The organism is Caulobacter sp. RHG1 (assembly GCF_013181195.1).
GTDB lineage: Bacteria > Pseudomonadota > Alphaproteobacteria > Caulobacterales > Caulobacteraceae > Caulobacter.
The window spans coordinates 310,914-334,934 of record NZ_SMZP01000008.1; the positions used below are offsets into that span (position 1 = coordinate 310,914).

Annotated in this window: 26 protein-coding genes; 15 read left to right on the forward strand and 11 right to left on the reverse strand. The window is 68.9% G+C overall.

Features of this window, described 5'->3' with window-relative positions; translation table 11 throughout:
• Nucleotides 1-37: 37 nt before the first annotated feature.
• The 4 genes from E1H18_RS21810 to E1H18_RS21825 all read right to left on the reverse strand — a co-directional run bounded on the left by E1H18_RS21810 (nt 38) and on the right by E1H18_RS21825 (nt 4,036).
• On the reverse strand, nt 38-2,248 hold the full coding sequence (locus tag E1H18_RS21810) for an EAL domain-containing protein (protein WP_194248131.1): 2,211 nt from the start codon (nt 2,246-2,248) through the stop codon (nt 38-40).
• A 164-nt stretch (nt 2,249-2,412) separates the two neighbouring features.
• On the reverse strand, nt 2,413-3,045 hold the full coding sequence (locus tag E1H18_RS21815) for a carboxymuconolactone decarboxylase family protein (protein ID WP_172272674.1): 633 nt from the start codon (nt 3,043-3,045) through the stop codon (nt 2,413-2,415).
• The gene (locus E1H18_RS21820) at nt 3,045-3,569 is read right to left on the reverse strand and encodes a VOC family protein (RefSeq protein ID WP_172272677.1); all 525 of its coding nucleotides are present in this window, start codon (nt 3,567-3,569) and stop codon (nt 3,045-3,047) included. The genes E1H18_RS21815 and E1H18_RS21820 overlap by 1 nt, the downstream gene beginning before the upstream one ends.
• A 113-nt stretch (nt 3,570-3,682) precedes the next feature.
• Nucleotides 3,683-4,036: a phage holin family protein gene (locus E1H18_RS21825; protein WP_172272680.1), complete on the reverse strand. Its 354-nt coding sequence runs from the start codon at nt 4,034-4,036 to the stop codon at nt 3,683-3,685.
• Nucleotides 4,037-4,154: 118 nt separating this feature from the next.
• Between E1H18_RS21825 and E1H18_RS26945 the strand changes: the two genes are divergently transcribed.
• The 7 genes from E1H18_RS26945 (at nt 4,155) to E1H18_RS21855 (ending at nt 11,295) form a co-directional block, all read left to right on the forward strand.
• Nucleotides 4,155-4,259 (forward strand): hypothetical protein, encoded by a 105-nt coding sequence (locus E1H18_RS26945; RefSeq protein WP_370526568.1) that lies wholly within the window; start codon nt 4,155-4,157, stop codon nt 4,257-4,259.
• Complete coding sequence (gene rpoH, locus E1H18_RS21830) at nt 4,256-5,152, forward strand: RNA polymerase sigma factor RpoH (RefSeq protein ID WP_172272683.1); 897 nt, start codon at nt 4,256-4,258, stop codon at nt 5,150-5,152. Before E1H18_RS26945 ends, rpoH begins: the two co-directional genes overlap by 4 nt.
• A 74-nt stretch (nt 5,153-5,226) precedes the next feature.
• Entirely contained in the window at nt 5,227-5,655 is a 429-nt protein-coding gene (locus E1H18_RS21835; RefSeq protein ID WP_172272686.1) for a hypothetical protein, read from the forward strand.
• A gap of 210 nt (nt 5,656-5,865) precedes the next feature.
• A complete protein-coding gene (locus E1H18_RS21840) occupies nt 5,866-6,960 on the forward strand; it encodes an HPP family protein (protein WP_172272689.1) in 1,095 nt (364 codons plus the stop codon).
• 50 nt (nt 6,961-7,010) lie between these two features.
• A complete protein-coding gene (locus E1H18_RS21845) occupies nt 7,011-7,673 on the forward strand; it encodes a glutathione S-transferase family protein (RefSeq protein ID WP_172272691.1) in 663 nt (220 codons plus the stop codon).
• A 153-nt stretch (nt 7,674-7,826) separates the two neighbouring features.
• The gene (locus tag E1H18_RS21850) at nt 7,827-9,116 is read left to right on the forward strand and encodes an alginate export family protein (RefSeq protein WP_172272693.1); all 1,290 of its coding nucleotides are present in this window, start codon (nt 7,827-7,829) and stop codon (nt 9,114-9,116) included.
• Between the two features lie 133 nt (nt 9,117-9,249).
• On the forward strand, nt 9,250-11,295 hold the full coding sequence (locus E1H18_RS21855; RefSeq protein ID WP_172272695.1) for a TonB-dependent siderophore receptor: 2,046 nt from the start codon (nt 9,250-9,252) through the stop codon (nt 11,293-11,295).
• A gap of 2 nt (nt 11,296-11,297) precedes the next feature.
• Here E1H18_RS21855 and E1H18_RS21860 read toward each other — a convergent pair whose 3' ends face one another.
• Together E1H18_RS21860 and E1H18_RS21865 are read right to left on the reverse strand one after the other, a co-directional pair.
• Entirely contained in the window at nt 11,298-11,933 is a 636-nt protein-coding gene (locus E1H18_RS21860) for a hypothetical protein (protein WP_172272697.1), read from the reverse strand.
• A complete protein-coding gene (locus E1H18_RS21865; protein WP_172272699.1) occupies nt 11,930-12,238 on the reverse strand; it encodes a PadR family transcriptional regulator in 309 nt (102 codons plus the stop codon). The genes E1H18_RS21860 and E1H18_RS21865 overlap by 4 nt, the downstream gene beginning before the upstream one ends.
• A 110-nt stretch (nt 12,239-12,348) precedes the next feature.
• On the opposite strand from E1H18_RS21865, the gene E1H18_RS21870 reads away from it, so the two are divergent.
• The gene (locus tag E1H18_RS21870) at nt 12,349-12,774 is read left to right on the forward strand and encodes a VOC family protein (protein ID WP_172272701.1); all 426 of its coding nucleotides are present in this window, start codon (nt 12,349-12,351) and stop codon (nt 12,772-12,774) included.
• On the opposite strand, the gene E1H18_RS21875 is transcribed toward E1H18_RS21870, so the two are convergent.
• Entirely contained in the window at nt 12,771-13,565 is a 795-nt protein-coding gene (locus E1H18_RS21875; RefSeq protein WP_241736134.1) for a LytTR family DNA-binding domain-containing protein, read from the reverse strand. The genes E1H18_RS21870 and E1H18_RS21875 overlap by 4 nt on opposite strands.
• A gap of 93 nt (nt 13,566-13,658) precedes the next feature.
• Here E1H18_RS21875 and E1H18_RS21880 point away from each other — a divergent pair, with 93 nt between their 5' ends.
• The 6 genes from E1H18_RS21880 (at nt 13,659) to E1H18_RS21905 (ending at nt 19,732) form a co-directional block, all read left to right on the forward strand.
• Complete coding sequence (locus E1H18_RS21880) at nt 13,659-14,276, forward strand: DUF2306 domain-containing protein (RefSeq protein ID WP_172272840.1); 618 nt, start codon at nt 13,659-13,661, stop codon at nt 14,274-14,276.
• A gap of 134 nt (nt 14,277-14,410) precedes the next feature.
• Nucleotides 14,411-15,598 carry an alpha/beta fold hydrolase gene (locus E1H18_RS21885; RefSeq protein ID WP_172272703.1) on the forward strand — a complete coding sequence of 396 codons (1,188 nt, stop codon included), beginning with the start codon at nt 14,411-14,413 and terminating at the stop codon, nt 15,596-15,598.
• A 139-nt stretch (nt 15,599-15,737) separates the two neighbouring features.
• Entirely contained in the window at nt 15,738-16,211 is a 474-nt protein-coding gene (gene greA / locus E1H18_RS21890) for a transcription elongation factor GreA (protein WP_172272705.1), read from the forward strand.
• A gap of 97 nt (nt 16,212-16,308) precedes the next feature.
• Nucleotides 16,309-17,457: a mitochondrial fission ELM1 family protein gene (locus E1H18_RS21895; RefSeq protein WP_172272707.1), complete on the forward strand. Its 1,149-nt coding sequence runs from the start codon at nt 16,309-16,311 to the stop codon at nt 17,455-17,457.
• Nucleotides 17,458-17,863: 406 nt separating this feature from the next.
• Complete coding sequence (pseG, locus tag E1H18_RS21900; protein ID WP_370526570.1) at nt 17,864-18,826, forward strand: UDP-2,4-diacetamido-2,4,6-trideoxy-beta-L-altropyranose hydrolase; 963 nt, start codon at nt 17,864-17,866, stop codon at nt 18,824-18,826.
• A 51-nt stretch (nt 18,827-18,877) separates the two neighbouring features.
• The gene (locus E1H18_RS21905) at nt 18,878-19,732 is read left to right on the forward strand and encodes an SDR family NAD(P)-dependent oxidoreductase (protein WP_172272709.1); all 855 of its coding nucleotides are present in this window, start codon (nt 18,878-18,880) and stop codon (nt 19,730-19,732) included.
• Here the strand turns inward: E1H18_RS21905 and pseI are convergent.
• On the reverse strand, nt 19,729-20,781 hold the full coding sequence (gene pseI / locus E1H18_RS21910; RefSeq protein ID WP_172272712.1) for a pseudaminic acid synthase: 1,053 nt from the start codon (nt 20,779-20,781) through the stop codon (nt 19,729-19,731). The two genes, E1H18_RS21905 and pseI, sit on opposite strands and share 4 nt — an antisense overlap.
• A gap of 68 nt (nt 20,782-20,849) precedes the next feature.
• Entirely contained in the window at nt 20,850-21,050 is a 201-nt protein-coding gene (locus E1H18_RS21915; protein ID WP_172272716.1) for a hypothetical protein, read from the reverse strand.
• A 61-nt stretch (nt 21,051-21,111) separates the two neighbouring features.
• Here E1H18_RS21915 and trxB point away from each other — a divergent pair, with 61 nt between their 5' ends.
• Nucleotides 21,112-22,119, forward strand: a complete 1,008-nt coding sequence (gene trxB, locus E1H18_RS21920) for a thioredoxin-disulfide reductase (RefSeq protein ID WP_172272719.1) — start codon at nt 21,112-21,114, stop codon at nt 22,117-22,119.
• 136 nt (nt 22,120-22,255) lie between these two features.
• On the opposite strand, the gene E1H18_RS21925 is transcribed toward trxB, so the two are convergent.
• Together E1H18_RS21925 and E1H18_RS21930 are read right to left on the reverse strand one after the other, a co-directional pair.
• Nucleotides 22,256-23,488, reverse strand: a complete 1,233-nt coding sequence (locus E1H18_RS21925; RefSeq protein WP_172272722.1) for a cell wall hydrolase — start codon at nt 23,486-23,488, stop codon at nt 22,256-22,258.
• 17 nt (nt 23,489-23,505) lie between these two features.
• Nucleotides 23,506-23,985, reverse strand: coding sequence for a Dps family protein (locus tag E1H18_RS21930; RefSeq protein ID WP_172272725.1), 480 nt, complete (start codon nt 23,983-23,985; stop codon nt 23,506-23,508).
• Nucleotides 23,986-24,021: the final 36 nt, after the last annotated feature.

Consider the following 24,021-nt stretch of genomic DNA (forward strand, 5'->3'; position numbering starts at 1 on the left):
GCGGAGCGACTGAGGGGGCCAGCTGGAATAGGCCGCGTTAGCCCCCTCCGGCCCTCTGGGCCACCTCCCCCGCATCGCGGGGGAGGATCATCGGGACAGTGTCCTTGGCGCTTAGCACCGCCACCGACGCTCCAGCCGCCACCACCCGCTCCACGCCCAACAGCCTGGCGATATCCGCCGCCGGCGCGGGGCGGCTGATGAAGTAGCCCTGGATCTCGGCACAGCCCTGGCCGCGCAGGGCGTCCAGCTGTTCCTGGGTCTCGACGCCCTCGGCCGTGGTGACCACGCCCATGCTGGCGCCCAGGTCGAGCACGGCCTTGATGATGGCCATGGCGTCGCTGTCGTCGAGGATGTCGCGGACGAAGGTCTGGTCGATCTTGATCTTGTCGAACGGGAAGCTGCGCAGATAGCTCAGCGAGCTGTAGCCCGTGCCGAAGTCGTCCATCGAGATGCGCACGCCCAGGGCCTTCAGGTCGTGCAGCATCTGCATGTTGGCGACATTGTCCTGCAGCAGCACCGACTCGGTGATCTCCAGCTCCAGGCGTTGGGCGTCCAGGCCCGAGGCGGCCAGGGCCGAGACCACAGTGCGCACCAGGCCACGATCGCGGAACTGGGCCGGCGACAGGTTCACCGCCAGGCGCACGTGCTCGGGCCAGTGGGCGGCCTCGGCGCAGGCTTCGCGCAGCACCCATTCGCCCAGCGGGACGATCAGGCCGATCTCCTCGGCCAGCGGAATGAAGTCGGCCGGCGAGACCATGCCCCGGTCGGGGTGGCGCCAGCGCAGCAGGGCCTCGCAGCCCGTCACGCGCTCGTCGCCCAGGTGGTAGAGCGGCTGGTAGAACAGCTCGAACTCGCCGGCCTGCAGCGCGCGGCGCAGGTCCAGCTCCAGGGCGCGGCGCGCCTGCAGCTGCTCGTCCATGGCGCGTTCGAAGAAGTGGAAGGCCCCTCGGCCGTCGCCCTTGGCGCGGTACAGGGCCATGTCGGCCTTCTTCAGCAGTTCGTCGGCGTCCTCGCCGTCCGAGGGCGCGGCGGCGACGCCGACGCTGGCGCCGATCACCACCTGATGGCCCTGCAGGTCGAACGGGGCCGACATCGCCTCGACGATGCGGCCGGCCAGGCGGGTGGCGCCGGTCATGTCGTCCAGGCCGGTCTGGACCACGGCGAACTCGTCGCCGCCCAGGCGCGCGACGGTGTCGCCCTCGCGCACGCAGCCGCGCAGGCGTTCGGCGGCCTCGCGCAGCAGGGCGTCGCCCAGCGGATGGCCCAGCGTGTCGTTGACGGTCTTGAAGCGGTCCAGGTCGATGAAGTGCACGGCCAACTGGTCGCCCTTGCGCGCCCGGCGGGCCAGGGCCTCGGACAGCGACTTCTGGAACAGCACCCGGTTGGGCAGCTCGGTGAGCGGATCGTAGTGAGCCAGACGCGCGATCTGGGCCTCGGCCCGCTTGCGCTCGGCGATGTCCTCGGAGACGCCCAGCAGGTACTCGGCATGGCCCTCGGCGTTGCGCAGGGCGATCTTCTTGGTGCGCAGGATGGCCGTCGAGCCGTCGCGGCGCGGCACCAAGTCTTCCTCGATGACCCGGACCTCGCCGGAATCGAGCACCTCGCGGTCGCGCTCCACATAGAGGGCGGCGAGCGCCTCGCCATGGACGTCGGCGTCGGTCCTGCCGATCACTTCGCTGCGCGGCAGGCCCAGGGTCTTCTCGCCGGCGCGGTTCAGCAGCACGTAGCGATGGTCGTGGGCGTTCTTGACGAACACCATCGAGGGCATGGCCTCGACGATGGCGGTCATGAAGGTCTGGGCGCGCTCGACCTCCGCCTTCGCCTCGGCGAGTTCGGCCACACCGCGGCGGTTGGTCTCGTTGGCGGCCTGCAGCAGCCCCAGCACCGTGCCGACGCCCAGATAGCGGCCGGCCTCGGTGACGATGAAGCCGCGCAACAGGTCCGAGGCGCGGTACGACAGGCTGTCGGTGGTGAACGAGGCCAGCTCGGTGTCGGCGTCGACGACCAGCGGCTCACGATCCATCAGGGTCGAGATCGGTCGGTTGGCATACAGGGCGCGGCCGTACTCGGCGGCCATGCGCAGGAAGAAGGCGTTGCGCTCGACGATGCCGATCGGCCGGTTGTCGTCATCGACCACCGGAACGATCAGGGTGTCGGGCTCCGCGCGGAACCGCTCGTACAGAGACTTGCCGAGATCCTCCTGACGCGCCGGCGCCAGCGAAGAAACCGTATCCCTCAAGGTGAACATCAATACGCCTCCACTCGCGAGCGGAGGAGCCATTCACTCGGCTAACGACGTGATAATGGCGGAGCTGTTGACGGCGGATTTCGCGAAACATTCATGCAGCCGTCACAGTGCTTGCAGGCATTTTTACCGGTTTTCCCGCCAAGCGGTGAGATGCAACCCTGGCGCTACTTTTCCGTGTCCAGGAAATCGCGGCCTGCAAAGTCCGGCGCCGCCACCTCGACCACCGGTTCGTCGCGGTCGTCGAACTCGGTGCGCAGGGCCCGGCTCATCACCGCATGCATCTCGTAGAGGCAGGTGATGTAGGTCAGCTCCAGGATCTGCTCGTCGTCGAGAAACGCCTTCAGGGCGGCGAACACGCCATCGGCGATGCGGCCGCCATCGAGCACCAGGCCGTCGGCATAGGCCAGCACCGCCCGCTCGTGCGCGTCGAACAGATCCGACACCGGCCAGTGCGGCACGGCGGCGATCTTCTCCTCCGAGACCCCCAGCCCCCGCAGCGACTTGCAGTGCTGGGAGAACACGAACTGGCTGCCCCGCGCCCAGCCGGCCCTCGTCTGGGCCAGTTCGCGCAGGATCGGATCCAGCTTTCGGGCCGGGTCGCGGTAGAGGGCGAAGCCCTGCGAGGCGTGACGGAGGATGTCGGGACTGCCGGCGAACACGGTCCACCAGTCGCCGCGCGTGCCGGTGGCGGTGCCGGGCTCGCTCACCGGATCCCGGTCGTCGAAGAGCAGGTCGTAGAGCTTGCGGGTGCGCTCGTCGGCGACCTCGGCGCGGGGGACCTGGCGCAGGCGCGGCATCAGGCGTGCGCCGTGACGCCGGCCGGCTCGTGCGCGACATCGGCGGCGGCGAAGTCGCGGGTGAAGGCGGCCAGCTCCATCATGATCCCGTTGGGATCGGTGAAATAGACCGAGCGCACGAAGACGCCGGGATGCGGTTCGCGCGCCACGCCCATCGGACTGTCGTCGTGGCTGACCACCATGGGAAAGGCCGGGACGCCGGCGGCCTGCAGCCGCTGCAGGCAAGCCTCCAGGTCGGCCTCGTCGACGGTGAAGGCCACGTGATTCATCGAGCCGACCGCGGTCTTGGAGTCGGCCGGGAACGACCGCACCGAGGCGATCCCGGGCGCGGCCGCGGGGGTCGTCGGCCACCAGAAGAACGCCAGGCACGACCCGCCGCCGCAGTCGAAGAAGAAGTGCTGCCCGCCGTCCGGCAAGGCCACCGTCTTGACCAGCGGCATGCCCAAGACCTCGGTATAGAACCTGACGGTCTCGCCCATGTCGCGGCAGACCAGAGCCAGGTGATTGACGCCGGTGATCTTCATCTCGGCTTCCTCCCTGGGCGGGAGGTTACGCCGATGGGGCTGGGCGTCGAGCTTGCCGTTGGGGCGCCTGCCCAAACCCCAAAAATCCGTTTCCCCGGCGAAACGGTAGGCGGCTACTCCCGCTTGGCGTCGCCGATCACCACCTGGCCGATCCAGCTGACGACGCCCGTGACCACAGCCGCCTGCACACCCGCCCACAGGCCGTTGACCTCCATCCCCGGCACGACCAGCGACACCAGGCCGATCATCGCAGCGTTCACCACCAGCAGGAACAGGCCCAGGGTCAGGACCGTGAGGGGGAAGGTCAGCACCGTCACCACCGGCCGCACGATGGCGTTGACGATCCCCAGCAGGAAGCCGGCCATCAGCAGGGTCTTCCAGCCTTCGGCGACGACGCCGGTGATCAGGCGGTCCGATAGCCACAGCCCGGCGGCGGCGATCAGGATGCGAAGAATGAAGCGGATCATGCGACTCTCTTTCCTTGGGATTCGGACCCAGATTTCCTGAAGAGTGGCCGATCGCGCGGCCCGATCAAAGTGCCGCCGCATTCGTACAATATCCAAGCGCTGAACTCGGACATTACAAATGCGTTACCACCCTTTCGCCCGCAATTTCGCGAACTATCTATCCTCTCGTGTGGGGGATGATCGCGCGCGATTGGCGAGCGGATCCGCACGCAAGGGGATATGAAGACCATGGCCGTGAATTCTCTATCGGTGATGTCGCCGGACGGCGGCCTGTCGCGCTACCTGACCGAAATCCGCAAGTTCCCGATGCTGCCCAAGGACGAGGAGTTCATGCTCGCCCAGCGCTGGAAGGAACATCAGGACAGCGACGCCGCCCACAAGATGGTCACCTCGCACCTGCGTCTCGTGGCGAAGATCGCCATGGGCTATCGCGGCTACGGCCTGCCGATCGGCGAAGTGATTTCCGAAGGCAATGTCGGCCTGATGCAGGCGGTCAAGAAGTTCGAGCCCGACAAGGGCTTCCGCCTGGCGACCTACGCCATGTGGTGGATCCGCGCCTCGATCCAGGAGTACATCCTGCGCTCGTGGTCGCTGGTGAAGATGGGCACGACCGCCGCGCAGAAGAAGCTGTTCTTCAACCTGCGCAAGGCCAAGAGCCAGATCGCCGCCTTCCAGGAAGGCGACCTGCGCCCCGACCAGGTCAGCGCCATCGCCACCAAGCTGGGCGTGCTGGACAGCGAGGTCATCTCGATGAACCGCCGCCTGTCGGGCCCTGACGCCTCGCTGAACGCCCCGCTGCGTTCGGACAGCGAGAGCGAGTGGCAGGACTGGCTGGCCGACGACGACCAGGTGTCGCAAGAGACCATGGTCGCCGAGAACGAGGAGAAGTCGCTGCGGATGTCGCTTCTGGAAGAAGCGATGGTCGAGCTGACCGACCGCGAGCGTCACATTCTCACGGAGCGTCGCCTGAAGGACGACCCGACCACCCTCGAGGAACTGGCCGCCCAGTACGGCGTCAGCCGCGAGCGGGTCCGCCAGATCGAGGTCCGGGCGTTCGAGAAGCTGCAGAAGAACATGCGCGAGGCGGCCGTCGCCAAGAACATGGTCGAAGCCTAAGCTTCTTCCTCAAGGTCTAGAGATCACGCCCGGCGGCCTTGCGGTCGCCGGGCGTTTTCGTGTGAAGCTTGGGCATGACCGACGCTGACATCGCCAAGCTCGCCGAGGGCCTGCTGGATCACAGCCTGCCCAAGGCGGAATGGACCCACGCCGCCCACCTGACCGCCACCCTGCGCCTGGTCCGCACCCGCGACGCGGGGCTGGAGCGCGACCTGCCTGGCATCATCCGCGCCTACAACGTCGCCGTCGGCGGGGTGAATGACGATGCGGGCGGCTATCACGAGACGATCACCCAGGCGTACCTGGCGGCGATCCGGGCGTTCGCGGCGGCGCTGCCGGCGGGGACTTCGGACAGCGAGGCGGCGCGGCGACTGCTGGAGACGCCGCTGGCCGACAAGGACTGGCCGCTGACCCACTGGTCGCGCGAGCGGTTGTTCAGCGTCGAGGCGCGACGGGGCTGGGTCGAGCCGGACTTGAGGCCGCTGGAGGCCGGGCCAGCTTAGCGCCCCCTCCGTCACGCGGCTTCGCCGCGCGCCACCTCCCCCGTTTCACGGGTGAGGAGGATGCTTCTCCTCCCCTGCAAAGCGGGGGAGGTGGATCGGCGCGAATACGCGACGAGACGGAGGGGGCGCTCCAGATCCTCGATCTTTCTCGCACCATCCCCATAAAAAACAGGAAGACCGCCCCCACCTCTCCAGTCTATCCCCGCCGCCATGACCGGTCGCCTTTACGCCGTCCTGCGGGGCAAGAGCCCCATCCGTCCCATCGACGCCCTGCGCGGCGGGGCCGGCGCCCTCGTCGGCCTGCTGTTCGCCGGCTTGCTGGGGCGGTTCGCGGTCGGCGGCGGCGATTGGCTGCATCCGCTGCTGGTCGCCCCGATCGGCGCGTCGGCGGTGCTGGTCTTCGCCGTGCCCGCCAGCCCCCTGGCCCAGCCGCGGTCGGTGCTGGGCGGCAACCTCGTCTCGGCCTTCATCGGCATCACCGTAGCTCTGCTGGTTCCGCAGACCCTGGTCGCCGCGCCGCTGGCCGTGGGCCTGGCGATCGGAACCATGATGCTGCTGGGCTGCCTGCACCCGCCCGGCGGCGCCGTGGCGCTGATCTGCGTGATCGGCGGTCCGGCCGTGCGCGAGGCCGGTTTCCTCTTCGCGCTCAATCCGGTGCTGGTGGACTCAGCCCTGCTGGTCGCCGCCGGCATGGCCTGGGGACGGGTGACCGGCCACTCCTACCCCCACCGCGTTCCCGCGCCAGCCGCCAGCCCGCACCATACCAAGGACCCCACTCCCGCCGCCCGCATCGGCTACAGCCCCGTCGATCTGGACGCGGCCCTGGCCCGTTACGGCGAGCTGCTGGATGTCAGCCGCGAAGACCTGGACGCCCTGTTCCGCGAGGTCGAGATCTCGGCCCACCAGCGGCTGCACGGCCAGATCCGCTGCGGCGAGGTGATGTCGCGCGACGTCATCCGCCTGGACCGCGACCAGTCGGCCCAGAGCGCCCTGGCCTATCTCCAGGAGCACGAGTTGCGCGCCGCCCCGGTGGTCGACGAGGCCGGCCGCGTCATCGGCATGGCCCGCCGCGCCGAACTGCAGGCCAACCACCGCCGCACGGTCGAGGCGGCGCTGGATCCCTTCGTGCACAAGGTCATGGAAGGCACGCCGATCGCGGCCCTGCTGCCCATCCTGTCCAGCGGCCACACCCACGAGGCCATGGTCGTCGACGGCGAGCGGCGGCTGGTCGGCGTCATCACCCAGACCGACCTGATCGCGGTGCTCTATCGCGCCCACATCGTCGAGAGCGTCGCGGCCTCTTGACGGGAGCGGGCATCGTTCCGCCACTGTCGGAAAAAGGCAGGGAGCGCCGCATGATCATCGTCCACCACCTGAACAACTCGCGCAGCCAGCGGGTGCTGTGGCTGCTGGAGGAGCTGGGCGTCCCCTACGAGGTCAAGCGCTACGAGCGCGACGCCAAGACCATGCTGGCCCCGCCCGAGCTGAAGGCCATCCATCCACTGGGCAAGTCTCCCGTGATCACCGACGGCGACAAGGTGGTGGCCGAGACCGGCGCGATCGTCGAATACATCATCGAGACCTATGGCCAGGGTCGGCTGATCCCGGCGGCCGGGAGTCCCGAGCGCCTGCGCTATACCTACTGGCTGCACTATGCCGAGGGCTCGGCCATGACGCCCCTGCTTCTGAAGCTGGTCTTCACCGCCCTGCCCGCCCGCGCGCCGGGCCTGATGAAGGGCCTGGTCAAGTCGATCGCCAACAAGGCGCAGGCTGGCTTCGTCGACCCGCAGATCAAGGCCCATGTCGACTACTGGGAGGCCGAGCTTTCCAGGTCCGAATGGTTCGCGGGCAGCGCCTTCACCGCCGCCGACATCGCGATGAGCTTCCCGCTGGAAGCCGGCGCGGCGCGCGGCGGCGCGGGCAGCCGGCCGCATGTGAAGGCGTTCCTCGACAGGATCCACGCCCGCCCCGCCTACCAGCGGGCCCTCGAGCGCGGCGGTCCCTACGCCTATGCCTGACACGCTGCAGGCAGGTACGAACGAAAGTTAAACGAAATAACAACGGTCGGACTCTGACCGCGACAACTTGCCGCGCATGACCAATACCTGAAATGAGGCGGATCATTTCCCCATGGGGAAGCGATTAACCTTTATGGCCCAAGAAGCAGGGCCATGGAAAAGACGTTATTGGCATGCGCGCTCGGGGCTCTGGCTTCCGGGCTGGTGGGGATTTCGGCCGCACAGGCGGGCGAAGCATCGTCGGTTCTGGACGCGATCACGTCCGGCAAGCCGATGCTGGAGGTCCGCACGCGCTATGAGCACTGGGACCAGACCAAGACCGCGACCCTGACGGAGAACGGCCAGCAACTGACCACCCGCGCCCGCTTCGGCTGGGAGACGGCGTCCTACAAGAACTTCAAGGCCCTGGTCGATTTCGAGCACGTCGAATGGCTGGGTCCGGTGCGCTTTGCGATCACCGCCAACGGCGGCCCGCCGCTGAACGGCGCCGACAAGGCCAAGTATCCCGCGATCAACGACCCCGAAGGCACCGAGGTCAATCGCCTGCAACTGGCCTGGACGCCGAACAAGACGGTCGGGCTGGTCGTGGGCCGCCAGCGCATCCAGCTGGACGACTCGCGCCTGGTCGGCGCCGCGCCCTGGCGCCAGGACGAACAGACCTGGGACGCCTTCCGCGCCGACGTCAGCCGCGGCCCCTTCAAGGCCACCTACATCTATGCCGACAAGGTCAATCGCACCCTGGCCGAGCTGCGCGACTGGGACAGCGACAGCCACTTCGTCAACACCAGCTGGACCTTCTCGAAGGCCCTGACGGTGCAGGCCTATGTCTACGCCATGGACTTCGAGCAGGCCCCGGCCAGCAGCGTGATCACCAAGGGTGTCAAGGCGTCGGGCAAGCACAAGGTCGGCCCGCTGGATGTGGCCTACAACGCCACCTTCGCCCGCCAGAACGACTGGCGCGGCCGCACCGCACCGTTCGAGCTGGACTATTTCGGGGCCGACGTCGCCGCCACCCGCGGCGCCTACACCCTGCGCCTGGCCTATGACGCGCTGGAAGGCGACGGCGTGCGCGGCTTCGGCTCGGCCACCGGCGCGGCCCACGGCTTCAACGGCTGGGCCGACGCCTGGAACAGCCCGGGCGGCTTCAAGAACTTCGCCGACGGCCTGCAGGACACCAATGTCATGCTGACCGTGAAGCCCAAGTGGTCCTGGCTGCCGGCCAAGAGCGAGCTGATGGCCCGCTACCACGACTTCGACAACTATCGCACCAACGTGGACCTGGGCCACGAGTGGAACCTGATGTACGCCGCGCCGATCAACGCCCACTGGTCGATGCAGTGGAAGTACGCCGACTTCAACCGCGCCAACACCGTGCCCAAGGGGGCCATGGCGCCGCCGGCCTCGCGGACGAAGTGGTGGCTGACGATCGAGTACAAGCTCTGACGATGATGGCGGGTCCCACGGGCCCGCCATTTTTCTTGGCGCCCGGCCAGGTTCGTTCCGGGGCCCGCCGATCCGGCTGGTTCAAACGGCAAACTCTCGTTATGCAGTTGCACTTCATAACGCGGACAAGACCATGGCCTTTCGGATCGCTCTCCTCGCCGGCACGCTGCTGACGGGCGTCGCCCACGCCCAGACCACCACCCCGAAGGTGAGCGACGTCTATGCTCTGGGCGAGGTGCGGATCACCGCCCGCGGCAGCGACGGCGGCCTGGTCGGCGGAGCCGTGGTCAAGGGCGAGGACCTGCGCAAGTTCGACAAGGTCAGCGTCGATCAGGCGCTCGACCTCGTGCCCGGCGCCTCGGCCGGCAACAGCGGCGGCTCGCGCAACGAACGCCTGGTGTTCATCCGCGGCTTCGACCGCTTCCAGACCACGATCTCGATCGACGGCGTCCGGGTTTTCCTGCCCGCCGACAACCGCATCGACTTCGCCCGCTTCCTGACCGCCGACCTCTCGGAGGTCCAGGTGTCCAAGGGCTATGTGTCGGTGCTGGACGGTCCGGGCGGCATCGGCGGCGCGATCAATCTGGTCACCCGCATGCCCTCGGCTCCGTTCGAGGGCGAGGTGCGGCTGGGCGCAGGCTTCGACGCCGACGGCTCGCTGAACAGCAATGCGGTCTCGGGTCGGATCGGCGGCCGCAGCGAGCACTTCTATGTCCAGCTCAGCGGCGCGCGCAACGAGCGCACCCACTGGGCGCTGCCGGACGGCTACCGCCCCACCGGCCTGGAGAACGGCGGCTATCGCGACCACTCCGAAAGCGAGGACTGGCGGGTCAACGCCAAGGTCGGCTTCACCCCGCGCGAGGGCGACGACTACTCGCTGACCTTCACCCGGCAGGAGGGCTCGAAGAACGCGCCCTTCCACGTCACCGACACGGCCAGCACCCGCTTCTGGACCTGGCCCTACTGGAACATCAACAGCCTGGCGTTCCTGTCACGCACCCAGATCGCCGACAACGCCTATCTGAAGCTGCGCCTGTACCGGAACACCTTCGAGAACGCACTGTTCTCGTACGACAACGCCCGCCAGAACAGCCAGACCCTGGGGCGCGCCTTCCGCTCGTACTATGACGACGTCGCCTATGGCGGCAATGTCGAGCTGGGCTTCGCCCTGACCCCGAGCAACACGCTGAAGGCCGCCGCCTTCTACCGCCGCGACGAGCACGTCGAGTGGCAGCAGTCCTTCGCCCCGCCGTCGACCGAGCCGCGCCAGACCACGATCGAGGACACCACCTCCATCGCCCTGGAAGACACCCAGCGCTTCGGCGAGAACGTCGACCTGGTGGTGGGCGTGTCGCGCGACCACCGCGACCTGTCGATGGCCCAGGACTACAATTCCAACGCCTTCGTCTCGTACCCGCTGACCGGCGACAGCGCCTGGAACGGTCAGGCGGCCCTGATCTGGCGGCCGACCGCCACCAGCAGCCTGCACGCCAGCGTCTCGTCGCGCGCCCGCTTCCCGACCCTGTTCGAGCGCTTCTCCTCGCGGTTCGGCACGGCGATCCCCAACCCGAACATCAAGGCCGAGCGGGCGGTGAACTACGAGCTGGGCGGCCGCGCCGAGCTCACGCCCGCGGTGTCGGTCGAGGGGGCGGTGTTCTACAGCGACGTCCGCGACGCCCTGATCCAGATCCCGGTCGCCCTGGGCGCGCCGTTCGGCACGGTGAACCAGACCCGCAATGTCGGCGACGGCGAGTACTACGGCGCGGAAGCTTCCGTGACCGCCAAGCTGTCGCCGCGCCTGACCCTGGGCGGCAACTACACCTATCTGCACCGCGACTTCACCGACCCGACCAATGCCGCCTTCCGGCCGCAGGGCGTGCCCGACCACAAGGCCTTCGCCTATCTGGACTGGGCGGCGGCCGACCGCCTGACCCTGACGCCCAGCGTCGAGGCCACGTCCAAGCGCTGGACCGTGACCTCCAGCAGCCTGATCACCCCGCCGCGCTACTACCGCACCGGGGCCTATGTGCTGGTGGGGCTGACCGCCCGGGCGGCGATCACCGACAAGATCGACCTGATCGTCGGGGCGCGGAACCTGCTGGACCAGAAGTACCAGCTGGTCGACGGCTTCCCCGAAGAAGGCCGCAGCTTCCGCACCGACCTGCGGGTCAAGTTCTAGGTCTAGCGCCCGGCCAGGCGCTGCTCGTCCCAGCGCCAAAGCCGGGCCAGCCCCCAGGCGGCCAGCGCCATCAGGCCGATCTGGGCCAGGTAGATGACCGGCAAGGTCAGGCCGCCTGCGCCCAGGCCCGGCATGGCGATGGCCAGCACGGCGACCGCCACGGCGATCCGCGACACCGCCTTCGTTGCGCCCAGCATCATGGCCGCGGCGGCCGCCACATGCAGCGCGCCCATGCCGCCCAGCACCGCGAACTTCCAGCTCCAGTGCGCCAGGGAATGCTGCTCGATGACGCCGACCACATAGGGCGTGGCCTTGGCCAGGCAGGCCTCGCCGCCGGTCATCAGCGACACCTTGCGGCACAGGTTCATGCCGGCGATCTGCAGGTGGACATGGCCCAGAAGGCCCGCCGCCAGACCGATCGAGAACCGCGCGGCGACGATGCCCGCCGCCGGCGCGCTGAACCGTCGCCGCCATGCCGCCAGCACGCCGCCGCTGGCGAACATGACCGCCTGCAGCGGGTCGTCGACATGCGCGATCTCCGCCGCGATCGCCCGCCCCTGCTCGGGATGGACGACGGCCAGAACGCGCTCGGCATGGCGGCCCAAGGCGCGGGCGAGGCTGTGAAGGAAGGTCATCATGTCGCCAGTCCCAGCTTGCCCCCCGCGACGGGCGGCGCGTCTTGCGTCCAGAGCTCGGCCTGGACGCGCCCCGCGCCCGTCAGGCGATAGGCATGGCGCGGCGGCCGGCCCGGCGTGTCCGAAGGCCGCCATTCCGAAGCCAGCAGCCCCTGCCCGGCCCAGCGCTCCAACAGCGGATACAGCGTCCCCGCACCCACCCCGGTCGCGCGGGTCAGGTCATAGCCGTAGCGCCAGTCCGCGGGCGCCGTCAGCAGGGCGCGCAGCAGGCGAAGAGCAGGCTCGGAAGGGCGTCGATTTCGCTTCATGCATTTAAATCGACATATATCGAGTTAAGAGTCAACGCGCGCTCGCGCTTGCCTCCGCCGCGTCGCCGGGTCAGCCTCCGACCCGGCCGACAATGGCCAGGAGGATCGCCATGAAGATCGTCACCAGCCTCAGCTTTCAGGGTCAGTGCCGCCAGGCCTTCGACTTCTACGCCCAGGTGCTGGGCGGCACGGTCACCGCCGCCTATCCGTTCGGCGACGGCCCGCCCGACATGCCGGTCGACGCCAAGTACAAGGACTGGCTGATGCACGCCTGGCTGGACGTCGGCGACCAGTCGATCATGGGCGCGGACATGCCGCCTGAGTTCGCGCCGAACATCGACAAGCCCAAGAACGGCTTCGACGTCACCTATCACACCGACGATCCCGTCGAGGCCCGCCGCGTGTTCGACGCCCTGTCGGAAGGCGGCACGGTCAGCATGGCCTTCGCCGAGACCTTCTGGTCGCCCGGCTATGGCAACTTCATCGACAAGTTCGGCATCCCGTGGATGATCAACACCATCCCCAAGCAGCTCTAGAACCAGCCGGCGTCTTTCAGCACCGGCGCATGGGTTCGGCTGACCGGCGCGGTCAGACCGCCGGCGAGACCGATCTCGCCGGCCCCGCGTCGCCAGCGCACCGTCTCCACGGCGTCGGCCGCCACCCACCACGAGCGGTGGACGCGCCATCCGTGGGCCTGGGCCAGCTCTTCCAGCGCATCGGCAAAGCGCAGGGTGATCAGCTCCTCGCCGGCGCCGGTGTGGACCTTCAGATAGTGGTCGTGCGCCTCGACTGCGATCAGCCGCGCCGCCCGCCGCTTGGCCGACAGTCGCCGCCGGAACGCCGCCTCGGCCTCGGGCAGGGGCGCGGCGATGACGGTGCGCGTCTCGACCCGAACGGGAACGTTGCGCCAGACCAGCGCCCGCACCGCCATCATCGCCAGCGAGATCGGCCCGACTTGCCAGAACAGCCACCAGTAGCCCGGCCAGCCGAACGGCGCGTTGGCCAGGACGTGCTCGGTCGTCAGGACCAGCAACGAGACGGGCGGCGTCATCACAGCGGAGACCGCCACGACCCGTCGCCAGGTCGCCGCCATGCGCAGGCTCGCAAGGTCGTCGACGAGGATCCCGATCACCCCGCCGCCGACCATGCAGATCATCCAGTGGACATAGCGAGTCACCACCGGCGCGCGCTCCGAGGCGAACGGCGCCAAAAAGCCCATCAGCAGGCCGATGGCGACGAACATCGCCAGGTCGATCGCCCAGCGCCGCGCACTCGCTCTGCCCGCCTGCCGTATCGCCCCGCCGTCCATGCCGCCCCGTTCGCGCAACCCCGGCGCCGTTCGCGAAGCAAGGCCTAGCGAGCCGCCAGCCATCGGGCAACGAGGTTCGGCCAGATCGCTCACGAGAACCTCGCCTTGACCATGCTTCCCCTCCGGCCCACGCCATGGCCCTCCCGCATCGCCTGGACGGTCCTGACCGTCCTGTGCCTGGGCGTCGCCGCCTATTCGGCGCGCTACGTGCTGCACCCGCCCTCCACCCCGGCCCAGGCGCTGAACAATCCGCGCGGCGTCCCCTGGCTGCTGGTCCATGTCGCCGGCTCGATCACGGCGCTGGGGCTGGGGTCGCTGCAGTTCCTGCCCGGACTGCGCCGCGGCCGCACGCATCGCTGGACCGGCAGGGTCTATGTCGCGGCTTGCCTGATCGGCGGCGTCGCCGGCGTCATCCTGGCCTTCGGCTCCTCCGCTGGCCCGATCGCCTCGGCGGGTTTCGGCAGTCTCGCGGTCCTCTGGATCGCGGTGAGCCTGCTGGGCTGGCGCGCCGCCGTGCAGGGTCGTTTCGCCGATCATCGCCGCTGGATGATCCGCTCCTGGGCGCTGACCCTGGCCGCGGTCACCCTGCGCCTCTACCTGCCGCTGGTCATGATCTTGGACCTGCCGTTCCTGCCCTGGTATCGCGCGATCTCGTTCCTGGCCTGGGTCCCCAACCTGATCGCCGCGGAGCTCTGGCTGCGCGTCTCGCCCCAACCGCTCAAAGGCTGACCATGTCGTTTCTCGCCCTGTGAGCCGCGCTTCTCGTCGCCGCCCCGCCACAACTGGACGCCACGCCGCAGACGCGGCTGGACCCCGCCCTGCACTGTCGACTGGGCGCCTATGCGCTGCCCGCGGGACAGGTCGTGACCATCACCGGCCACGCCGGTCACCCGCGCAATCTGCAGTACACGCTGTCGACGGGCGCGTTCGGCCGGCTGCAGGAAGGCGCGGACGGGGCCTATTCCGGCCGGGGCCTGACGGTCGCCTTCGAACCCTGCGCCGCCGGCCGCCTGGTCCTGACACGCGGCGAGACGGTCCAGACCGGCGTCCGCCTGCCGCTGGCCGAGCGCGAGACCACCTTCGCCAGCGGCGACGTCACCCTGCGCGGCAAGCTGGTCCTGCCGCAGGGCGGCCGGCCCAAGGCCCTGGCGGTCTGGATCGATGGCTCCAACAACGATCCCTCGACCGACGACACGGCGTGGCAATACGAGTTGGCGCGCCGCGGCGTGGCGGTCTTCGTCTACGACAAGCGCGGGACCGGGGCGTCGACGGGCGCGCTCTCGGCCGACTTCCAGGTGCGGGCGCGGGACACGGCCGCGGCGGTCGCGGAGGCTCGCCGCCTTCTGCCGGGCGTAAGGCGCGTCGGCGTGATCGGCGGCAGCCAGGGCGGCTGGGTCGCGCCGCTGACGGCGACCCTGACGCCGCTGGATTTCGTCATCCCCGCCTTCGCGATGGCCGAGGGGCCGATCGCACAGGACCGCCTGGTGGTCGAGGATCAGGTGCGCCAGGCCGGCTTCGGCGACGACGCCCTGGCCCAGGCCCGAGCCCTGACCGCGATCACCGAACGCATCGTCCGCTCCGACTTTCGCGAGGGCTATGCCGCGCTGGACGCCTTCAAGGCGCGGCACGCCAGCGCCCCATGGCTGAAGGCCATCCAGCCGCGCTCCTACACCGGCGTGCTGCTGACCCTGTCCAGCGCCGACGCCAAGGCCGGCGGCCCGGCGGCGTCTCAGGGGCTGAGCTTCGCCTATGAGCCGCGCCCGGTCATCGAGGCGATCAAGGCGCGCCAGCTGTGGCTCCTGGGCGGCGACGACCACCAGGCCCCGAACGCCGGCACCCAGGCGATCCTGCGGCAGGTGCAGACCCGGCGGAAAGATCTGGCCGTCGTGGTGTTCCCCAAGGCCGATCACGGGCTGATCCAGCGCACGCGCACCGCGGACGGGACGACGACCGCCTACGCCGCCGGCCTGTTCGACATCGCCGCGGTGTGGATCCAGACCGGGCGGCTTCCGGGGCCGGGAAACTTCGTGATCCTGCCGACAAACGACTGAAGATCGCCGTCCGCATGCCCTTAAGGTCAAGCTGAACCCCTTGCGCACCGGGAGATGGGCGCCTATCCTCCCAGCCCCCGGTTGTGAACGCCCGCGACTGGAAGTCATTCCTCCCAAGGCGACCGAGCTAAAATCCGCAATGGAAAAAGTGCCGATGACCGTCGGGGGTTATCAGACCCTCGACGAAGAACTGAAGCGTTTGAAGACCGTCGAACGACCGGCCGTGATCGCCGCGATCGCCGAGGCGCGCTCGCACGGCGACCTGTCGGAAAACGCCGAGTACCATGCCGCCAAGGAGCGTCAGGGCTGGATCGAAGGCCAGATCGCCGAGATCGAGGACAAGATCGCCCGCGCGCAGGTGATCGACGTCTCGAAGCTGTCGGGCAAGCAGGTGAAGTTCGGCGCCACGGTTAGCGTGGTCGACGAGGACACCGAGGACGAGGCTCGCTACCAGATCGTGGGCGAGCACGAGGCCGACGTGAAGTCGGGCCGCATCTCGGTCTCCTCGCCGCTGTCGCGCGCGATGATCGGCAAGGAAGTCGGCGAGGTGGTCGAGGTCAACACGCCTGGCGGCGTCAAGGCCTACGAAATCCTCAAGGTGGAGTGGCTGTAGGGCCTCGCCCTAGCTACGCCACAACTACGGTTCAATGGAACAAGGTCGCTTCTCAACGAGCGGCCTTGTTTCGTTTCGCGTATCGGGGGTCAACCGTTTGACCGAAGCTCCGAAACTGCCGCTTAGGGTCTCCCCCCTCAAGGTATGGGCCGTCTCGGACGGCCGCGCCGGCATCGAGGCCCAGGTCGTGGGCCTGTCGGAAGCGATCGCGCGCCTGGTCCCCTGCGAGGTCGAGGTCAAGCGCGTGGGCTGGAAGGGCCGCACCGGCCGTCTGCCGTGGTGGCTGCATTTCTTGCCCAAGCGCTGGCTGACGCCCGAAAGCGGCATCCCCCAGGGCAAGGAAGGCGAGTGGCCCGACATCTGGGTCGCCGCCGGCCGCGCCACCCTGCCGCTGTCGATCCGCGCCAAGCGCTGGTCGGGGGGCAAGACCTATGTGGTGCAGATCCAGGACCCGCGGGTCCCGGCCCACATGTTCGACCTGGTGATCCCGCCCAAGCACGACCGTCTGGACGGCGACAACGTGCTGCCGATCAGCGGCTCGCCGCACCGGGTCACGCCCAAGCGGCTTGAGGCCGAGTACGAGGCCTTCAAGGATCTGATCGATCCCCTGCCCCGGCCGCGCGTCGCGGTGCTGGTCGGCGGCAAGTCCAAGGCCTTCGACCTCTCCAGCGAGCGGGCGGCGCAGATCGCCCACTCGATCCAGATCCCGCTGGAGCAGGAAGGCGGCAGCCTGCTGATGACCTTCTCGCGCCGCACGCCGGACGCCGCCCGCGCTCTGATGACGGCCCGCCTTCGCCACCTGCCGGGGACGACCTGGGATGGTCAGGGCGCCAACCCCTATTTCGCCTTCCTGGCCGGCGCCGACTACATCCTCGTCACCGAGGACTCCACGAACATGGCCACCGAGGCGGCCTCGACCGGCAAGCCGGTGTTCGTGCTGAAGATGGACGGTTCCAGCCTGAAGTTCCGGCTCTTCCACGAGGAACTGGAGCGCATGGGCGCAGCCCGCCCCTATGGCGGCGCGTTCCATGGCTGGACCTACGATCCGGTCGATGAGACCGATCGCGCCGCCCGCGAGGTTCTGGCCCGGATCGGCGTGGAGATTCCCGCGCCGGTGGTCGAGCCCGTGGAGATCGAGGAGGCTCCAAAGCCGAAGCGGAAGCCTCGCGTGAAGCCGATCGAGGGGACTGTGGAGAGCCCCACCCCCAAGCCGCGCAAACCGCGTGCGATCAAGCCGAAAGTTTGATTTTTCTCGTTGCCGGCGCGCAGACGTTCGCGTTATGTTCGCGACATGGTTGAACCGCCAAGCATACCTCGCCCAGGCAAGGCCGCGCGGAATGAACAGCGCAAGGCGTTGGCGGCGACCTGTAACGCCACGGCCGTGGCGTTCCTGGGCTCAGCGCTCCTGCAGCCGCTCGTATCCGGCCGCGCCACCCCCTTACTAGTGGTCGGCGCGCTCGTGAGTTTCATTGCCCTTCAGGGCGCCCTGCACTACGTTCTTTATCGAGTGGAGGACTGAATGGATCCTGTCTTTCAATCCATGCTGATCTGCTTGGTGTTCATCGCCTCGGCGTTCGGCGTCCACTGGTTCTTCATGCGGGACTACAATCGCGCGAAGAAACGGCGCGACTGAACTGCCGCGCATCCTCTTCATCTGCAACGCGGGCCCCGCCATCGGCGGCGGACACGTCATGCGTTCGATCACCCTGGCGCGGGCTCTGCAGGCGCGGGGCGCGGCGTGCGCGTTCCTGGCGACGCCGGAAACAGCGCGGGTGCTGGAAGCCTTCGCGCCGGACATGGCGCCGGTCGCGGACGACGACGGCTTCAGCGCCGTGGCCTTCGATCACTACGGGCTCTCGGCCGACGACCACCGCGCGCTGGCCAAGGGCCGGCCCAGCCTGGCGCTCGACGACCTGGCCGACCGGCCACTGGCTGTCGATCTCGTCCTCGACTCCGGCCCGGTCCGCAAGGCCGAGGACTATGCGGGCCTCGTCTCGCCCGAAACACGCCTGTTGCTGGGCCCGGCCTATGCCCCCGTGCGGCCGGCCTTCGCCGCCCTGCGCGAAACCGCCCTCGCCCGCCGAGCCGAGCGTGGCCCAGTGAAGCGGATCCTGGTGTCGCTGGGCCTAACCGACGTCGGCGGAATCACCGGCCGGGTGGCGGACCTGCTGCGCCCGCTGGCTGGCGAGGCGAGGCTGGATCTCGTCCTGGGCGGGGGCGCGCCCTCTCTGCCGGGCCTGTGGGAGATCGCCGCGCAGGATCCCCGCGTGACCCTGCATGTCGACACCCAGCACATGCCCGAACTGGTGCTGGAGGCCGACCTGGCCATCGGGGCCGGCGGGTCCACGACCTGGGAGCGCTGCACCCTGGGCCTGCCCGCCCTGAGCCTGATCCTGGCCGACAATCAGGTCGCTGCGGCCCAGGCGCTGGACGCAGCCAGCGCCTCGCCATGCCTGGACGTCGCCGCCCCCCACTTCGAAGCCGCCTTCAAGGCGATGGTCGCCGACCTGCTGACCAACACCGACCGCCGCGCGGCCCTGTCGACCGCCAGCGCCGCCGTCTGCGACGGACTGGGCGCGGACCGGGCGGCGGAAGCGCTCCTGGCCGCCCTCTAGGCGTTTGCCGTCGTCAGGCGCATCCTCCCCTCATCAAGCGAGGGGCAGGGCATGACGAAGACATCCGTGGTGATCACCGGCGTGTCCACCGGCATCGGCTGGGGCGCGGCCAAGGTGCTGACGGCCAAGGGCTTCCACGTGTTCGGCAGCGTGCGAAAGCGCGCCGACGCCGACCGGCTGAAGACCGAGTTCGGCGACGCCTTCACCCCGCTCCTGTTCGACATCACCGACGAAGCGGCCGTGCGCGAAGGCGCTAGGCAGGTCGAGGCCGCGCTGGACGGCGCGACCCTGGCGGGCCTGGTCAACAACGCCGGCATCGCCGTCGCCGGCCCCCTGCTCTATCTGCCGGTCGAGGAATGGCGCCAGCAGCTGGAGGTCAACCTGACCGGCGTGGTCGTCGCCACCCAGGCCTTCGCGCCGCTGCTCGGGGCGGGTGAGGCCCGCCGGGGCCGGCCCGGCCGGATCGTCAACATCTCGTCGGTCGGCGGCCGAAACGCCAACCCGTTCATGGCCCCCTACTGCACCAGCAAGTTCGGACTGGAGGGCCTGTCGGAGTCGCTGCGCCGCGAGCTGCTGCCGTTCGGCGTCGACGTCGTGGTGGTCGCTCCCGGTGCGGTCGCGACGCCGATCTGGGCCAAGGCCGACGAGACCGACACCAGCCGCTACGCGGGCACGATCTACGCCCCAGCCCTGGAGCGCCTGCGCCAGTACATGCTGACCATCGGCAAGGCCGGCCTGCCGCCCGAGGCCATCGGCGAAGTCATCCACACGGCCCTGGCCGCGGCCCGGCCCAAGGTCCGCTACGTCGTCTCGCCCTCGCCCGTGCAGGTGCTGATGACCGAGATCCTGCCCAAGCGCACGCTGGACCGGATCACGGGCAAACGGCTGGGCCTGATCGAGGGCTAGCCGACCATCGACCAGTCCAGCGGCTCACCACGGACGAGGTCACGAGCGGCGGTTTTGCCCAGGACGTTGTCCAGCTCGCCGGGCGGCAGGCCGCTGCCGGGACGGACCGAGCGGACGTTCTGGCGGCTCAGCGCCTCGCCGGCCTTGACGTCGGCGCTGACATAGAGCGAGCGGCGGAACTGCAGATTGGCCTGTTCTGCCCCCAGCACGTCGTAGTGGGCGACGCCCAGCGCCGCCCAGGCGTTCCTGGTGTCGTCGACCAGGGCCTTGAACTCGACCGGCTCCAGGCTGAAGGCCGCGTCGGGGCCACCGTCGGCGCGCGCCAGGGTGAAGTGCTTTTCGATCACGCAGGCGCCCAAGGTCACCGCCGCCACCGAGGCGGCCGTGCCCGGCGTGTGATCCGACAGGCCGATCGGGCAGCCGAAGCGCTGGGCCATGTCCGGCACGGTCCGGACATTGGCGTCGGCGAAGGTGGCGGGATAGCTGGACACGCAGTGCAGCAGCAGCACCCCCGCCGCGCCGGCTTCCAGGGCGGTGTCGCGGGCCGTCTGCATCTCCTGAAGGTTGGCCATGCCGGTCGAGATGATCAACGGCTTGCCCTTGGCGGCGGCGTACTTGATCAGCGGCAGGTCGACGGCCTCGAACGAGGCGATCTTGAAGGCCGGCGCGCCCAGGCCGTCCAGCAGGTCGACCGCGGTCTCATCGAACGGACTGGAGAAGATGGTCACGCCGCGCTGGCGCGCGCGGTCAAAGATCGCCGCGTGCCATTCGAACGGCGTCTGGGCTTCCTGATAGAGCTCGTACAGGGTGCGGCCGTCCCACAGACCGCCATGGATCTTGAACTCGGGCCGGTCGACGTCCAGCGTGATGGTGTCGGCGGTGTAGGTCTGGATCTTGATCGCGTCGCAGCCGGTGTCGGCCGCCGCGTCCACCATCGCCAGGCAGCGCTCGAGGCTGCCGTTGTGGTTGCCCGACAGCTCGCAGATCACATACGGCGGATAATCGGCCCCGATCTTGTGGCCGTCGATCTCGATGAAGGGCGCGGTCATGGCGGTTCACCCGGAAAACGTGGTTTCCGTCAGCTTAACGCCGCAAAGGTGGACGAGGCGTCAATCGCCTAGTCGACGGCATGCTCCATGACCGGCGGTTCGACCGGCCGCGTGTCGTAGTCGCGCTTGGCGTTCCAGGCCGAGATCCCGGCCACCGCGCAGAACGCCGCGATCAACGCCGCGCCCAGGGTCACGTCGCCGAACCAAAGATTGGCCAGGCCGGCAAAGAGGGCCACGATCGCTGCGGCCAGCAAGATTGCGAGCTTCATCAGGTTTCCTCCGCGTGGCTTGTGGTCGCCACTGAATGGAATCGACACTATATCTGCGGCCATGTCCACGTCCGCTCCTCGCCACACGCGCTGCCTGATCATCGGTTCGGGTCCCGCTGGCTACACCGCCGCCATCTACGCCGCTCGCGCGCTGCTGAAACCCGTGCTGATCGCGGGCATCCAGCCGGGCGGCCAGCTGACCATCACGACCGATGTCGAGAACTATCCGGGCTTCGCCGACGTCATCCAGGGTCCCTGGCTGATGGACCAGATGCGCGCCCAGGCCGAGCATGTCGGCACCGAGCTGGTCAACGACATCGTGCTGTCGGTCGACCTGTCCAAGCGTCCGTTCACGGTCACCACCGACAGCGGCCAGGACTGGATCGCCGAAACCATCATCATCGCCACGGGCGCCCAGGCCAAGTGGCTGGGCATCGAGAGCGAAGCCAAGTTCCAGGGCTTTGGCGTCAGCGCCTGCGCCACCTGCGACGGCTTCTTCTATCGCAACAAGGACGTCATCGTGGTCGGCGGCGGCAACACCGCCGTGGAAGAGGCGCTGTTCCTGACCAGCTTCGCCAGCAAGGTCACGCTGGTGCATCGCAAGGACGAGCTGCGGGCCGAGAAGATCCTGCAGGAGCGCCTGCTGGCCCACCCCAAGATCGAGGTCATCTGGGACAGCGTCATCGACGAGGTCACCGGCCAGACCGACCCGATGGGCGTCACCGGCGCGCGGCTGAAGAACATCAAGACCGGCGAGACCCAGGACGTGGCCGCCGACGGCGTGTTCATCGCCATCGGCCACGCCCCGTCGTCGGAGCTGTTCAAGGGCCAGCTGGAAACCGGTCCGGGCGGCTATCTGAAGGTCAAGCCGGGCACGGCCTCGACCGCCATCGAAGGCGTCTATGCGGCCGGCGACGTGACGGACGACGTGTATCGCCAGGCGGTGACGGCGGCCGGCATGGGCTGCATGGCGGCGCTGGAAGCCGTGCGCTTCCTGGCCGAGGAAGACCACAAGGCCGCGCATCATCCGATCAGCCACGCGGAAGCGAACAAGATCGGGGTCTGGTAGGGCGGCTTAGCGCCCCCTCCGGCCCTTCGGACCACCTCCCCCGTTGCACGGGGGAGGAGAAAACCTTTCCTCCCCTGCGAAGCGGGGGAGGTGGCGCGGCGCGCAGCGCCGCGACGGAGGGGGCGCTCCCCTCCTTCTAGTTCAGCGGGTTCAACAAACTCGGCGGCCGTGACTTCGGCTTCGGCGGGGGTGGCGGCGGCGGAGGCGGCGCGGGCGGCGCCTCGACCGCAGCCGGCGGCGGGTCGGCGACGGCTTCCAGCGCCTTGTTGATCCGCTCGATCTCTTCGGCCGTCGGGATCCGGCGTCCCGCCACCGAGCCCTGCACCGTCACCCGCTCGCCGCCGTGGCCGTCGGGGACCGAGATCAGCTTGGCTTCCGGCAGCACGAGATTGCCCACGCCCAGGGCCTGGGCCGCGGCGCCGACCATCGGCGTCGGCGCGTTCTGAGCGGCCAGCACCTCGGGCGGGGCCGCTTCCAGCGTGCGCGGGTCGGCGGCCATCAGGATCTCGGCCGAGACGGTCTCGTTGCCGGAATAGCGGCCGTTGAACGCCGCCAGGGTCCCGGACGGGCCCGTCCAGCGATAGAAGATGTGCTGGCCGAACTTCCTCAGCTTGACCAGGGTCGGCGCCCAGTACGGCGAGACGTAGTCGGCATGGTAGTGGGTCGACATGCCCACCGGCTTGAACACGAAGCCGCTCAGCGCCCGCTTGGCCACGGCCTGCGCATTCGCCCACATGGCCGGCACGGGCGTGCGCGCCAGGGAGCCGTCGCAAGCAAAGCTGAACTGGCATCCGGTGACCCGCGCAGCGCCCTCATAGATCACGCCGCAGACCGACTTCGGATAGCCCGGGTGGCGCATGCGGTTCAGCACTGTCTGGGCCACGGCCTGCTGGCCCTCGCCCGGCTCGAAGGCGGCCTCGTAGTAGACGGCCTGCGACAGACAGTTCAGCGCCTTGGCCCGGGCGTCGGCCGAACCGGTCAGCACGAACGGCTTGGCGGCCTCCAGCTCGTCGGGCGCCATCGGGCGCAGGCTGTTGATCAGCCGCGCCTCGTCGAAGTCGGGCGCGCGGTCGCCGATCCGCGGGATGTCCTTGAGATTGATGACCTCCCAGCCCTCCACGCGCCCCCAGTAGTCCGTATGCGGACGAGGATCGTGGCGCTTGGCCAGGGCCAGCATGGCCGGGTCGAAGTCGGCGGTGTAGCGGGCCAGGCCCTTGTCGGTGAAGCTGCGGGTGATCCGCACCATCCCGCCTGCCCGTCCTTCGCCGGCCGGCACGTAATAGGTGGTGGTCGAGCACGCCCAAAGGCCGCCGGCGACCAGCACGGTCGCGGCGGCCCCAAGGGGCGTTCGAAGGCTCAGGGTCCCCACCCTGTTCTCCTGGAAGCTTACTTCTTGCCCAGGGTCGAACGGATCATCCAGGCATGCTTCTCGTGCGCCTGCAGGCGCTGGGTCAGCAGGTCGGCGGTGGCTTCGTCGCCGGCCTCGTCAGCGGCGGGGAAGCTGTCGCGCAGGGTGCGGATCACCGTCTCGTTGTCGGCCAGCAGCTCGTTGAACATGGCTTCCCAGTCGTTCTCGGGATTGCCGTCCTTGATGCTGGAAAGGTTGCCGAACGCGCCGTAGCCCTGCGGGGCCAGCTCGCCCAGAGCGCGGATGCGCTCGGCGATGTCGTCCAGCGCCGCCCATTCCTCTTGATATTGGCCTTCCAGCAGCACGTGCAGCGACTGGAAATTCGGGCCGCGAACATTCCAGTGATAGCCATGCGTCTTCAGATAGAGCGCGTAGCTGTCGGCCAGCACCTTGTTGAGGGCCGAAGCGATGTCGCCGCGCTGCTTGGCGGTCAGTCCGGTGTTCAGGGCGTCAGCCATAAATAATCTCCCGAGTTGCGCGTCTTAGGTAAGCGT

Bases quoted from the DNA above. Each gene is read 5' to 3' on its own strand.
- E1H18_RS21810 (WP_194248131.1), bottom strand. From the start codon at position 2,248: ATGTTCACCTTGAGGGATACGGTTTCTTCGCTGGCGCCGGCGCGTCAG.
- E1H18_RS21815 (WP_172272674.1), bottom strand. From the start codon at position 3,045: ATGCCGCGCCTGCGCCAGGTCCCCCGCGCCGAGGTCGCCGACGAGCGC.
- E1H18_RS21820 (WP_172272677.1), bottom strand. From the start codon at position 3,569: ATGAAGATCACCGGCGTCAATCACCTGGCTCTGGTCTGCCGCGACATG.
- E1H18_RS21825 (WP_172272680.1), bottom strand. From the start codon at position 4,036: ATGATCCGCTTCATTCTTCGCATCCTGATCGCCGCCGCCGGGCTGTGG.
- E1H18_RS26945 (WP_370526568.1), top strand. From the start codon at position 4,155: ATGCGTTACCACCCTTTCGCCCGCAATTTCGCGAACTATCTATCCTCT.
- rpoH (WP_172272683.1), top strand. From the start codon at position 4,256: ATGAAGACCATGGCCGTGAATTCTCTATCGGTGATGTCGCCGGACGGC.
- E1H18_RS21835 (WP_172272686.1), top strand. From the start codon at position 5,227: ATGACCGACGCTGACATCGCCAAGCTCGCCGAGGGCCTGCTGGATCAC.
- E1H18_RS21840 (WP_172272689.1), top strand. From the start codon at position 5,866: ATGACCGGTCGCCTTTACGCCGTCCTGCGGGGCAAGAGCCCCATCCGT.
- E1H18_RS21845 (WP_172272691.1), top strand. From the start codon at position 7,011: ATGATCATCGTCCACCACCTGAACAACTCGCGCAGCCAGCGGGTGCTG.
- E1H18_RS21850 (WP_172272693.1), top strand. From the start codon at position 7,827: ATGGAAAAGACGTTATTGGCATGCGCGCTCGGGGCTCTGGCTTCCGGG.
- E1H18_RS21855 (WP_172272695.1), top strand. From the start codon at position 9,250: ATGGCCTTTCGGATCGCTCTCCTCGCCGGCACGCTGCTGACGGGCGTC.
- E1H18_RS21860 (WP_172272697.1), bottom strand. From the start codon at position 11,933: ATGATGACCTTCCTTCACAGCCTCGCCCGCGCCTTGGGCCGCCATGCC.
- E1H18_RS21865 (WP_172272699.1), bottom strand. From the start codon at position 12,238: ATGAAGCGAAATCGACGCCCTTCCGAGCCTGCTCTTCGCCTGCTGCGC.
- E1H18_RS21870 (WP_172272701.1), top strand. From the start codon at position 12,349: ATGAAGATCGTCACCAGCCTCAGCTTTCAGGGTCAGTGCCGCCAGGCC.
- E1H18_RS21880 (WP_172272840.1), top strand. From the start codon at position 13,659: ATGCTTCCCCTCCGGCCCACGCCATGGCCCTCCCGCATCGCCTGGACG.
- greA (WP_172272705.1), top strand. From the start codon at position 15,738: ATGGAAAAAGTGCCGATGACCGTCGGGGGTTATCAGACCCTCGACGAA.
- E1H18_RS21905 (WP_172272709.1), top strand. From the start codon at position 18,878: ATGACGAAGACATCCGTGGTGATCACCGGCGTGTCCACCGGCATCGGC.
- pseI (WP_172272712.1), bottom strand. From the start codon at position 20,781: ATGACCGCGCCCTTCATCGAGATCGACGGCCACAAGATCGGGGCCGAT.
- E1H18_RS21915 (WP_172272716.1), bottom strand. From the start codon at position 21,050: ATGAAGCTCGCAATCTTGCTGGCCGCAGCGATCGTGGCCCTCTTTGCC.
- trxB (WP_172272719.1), top strand. From the start codon at position 21,112: ATGTCCACGTCCGCTCCTCGCCACACGCGCTGCCTGATCATCGGTTCG.
- E1H18_RS21930 (WP_172272725.1), bottom strand. From the start codon at position 23,985: ATGGCTGACGCCCTGAACACCGGACTGACCGCCAAGCAGCGCGGCGAC.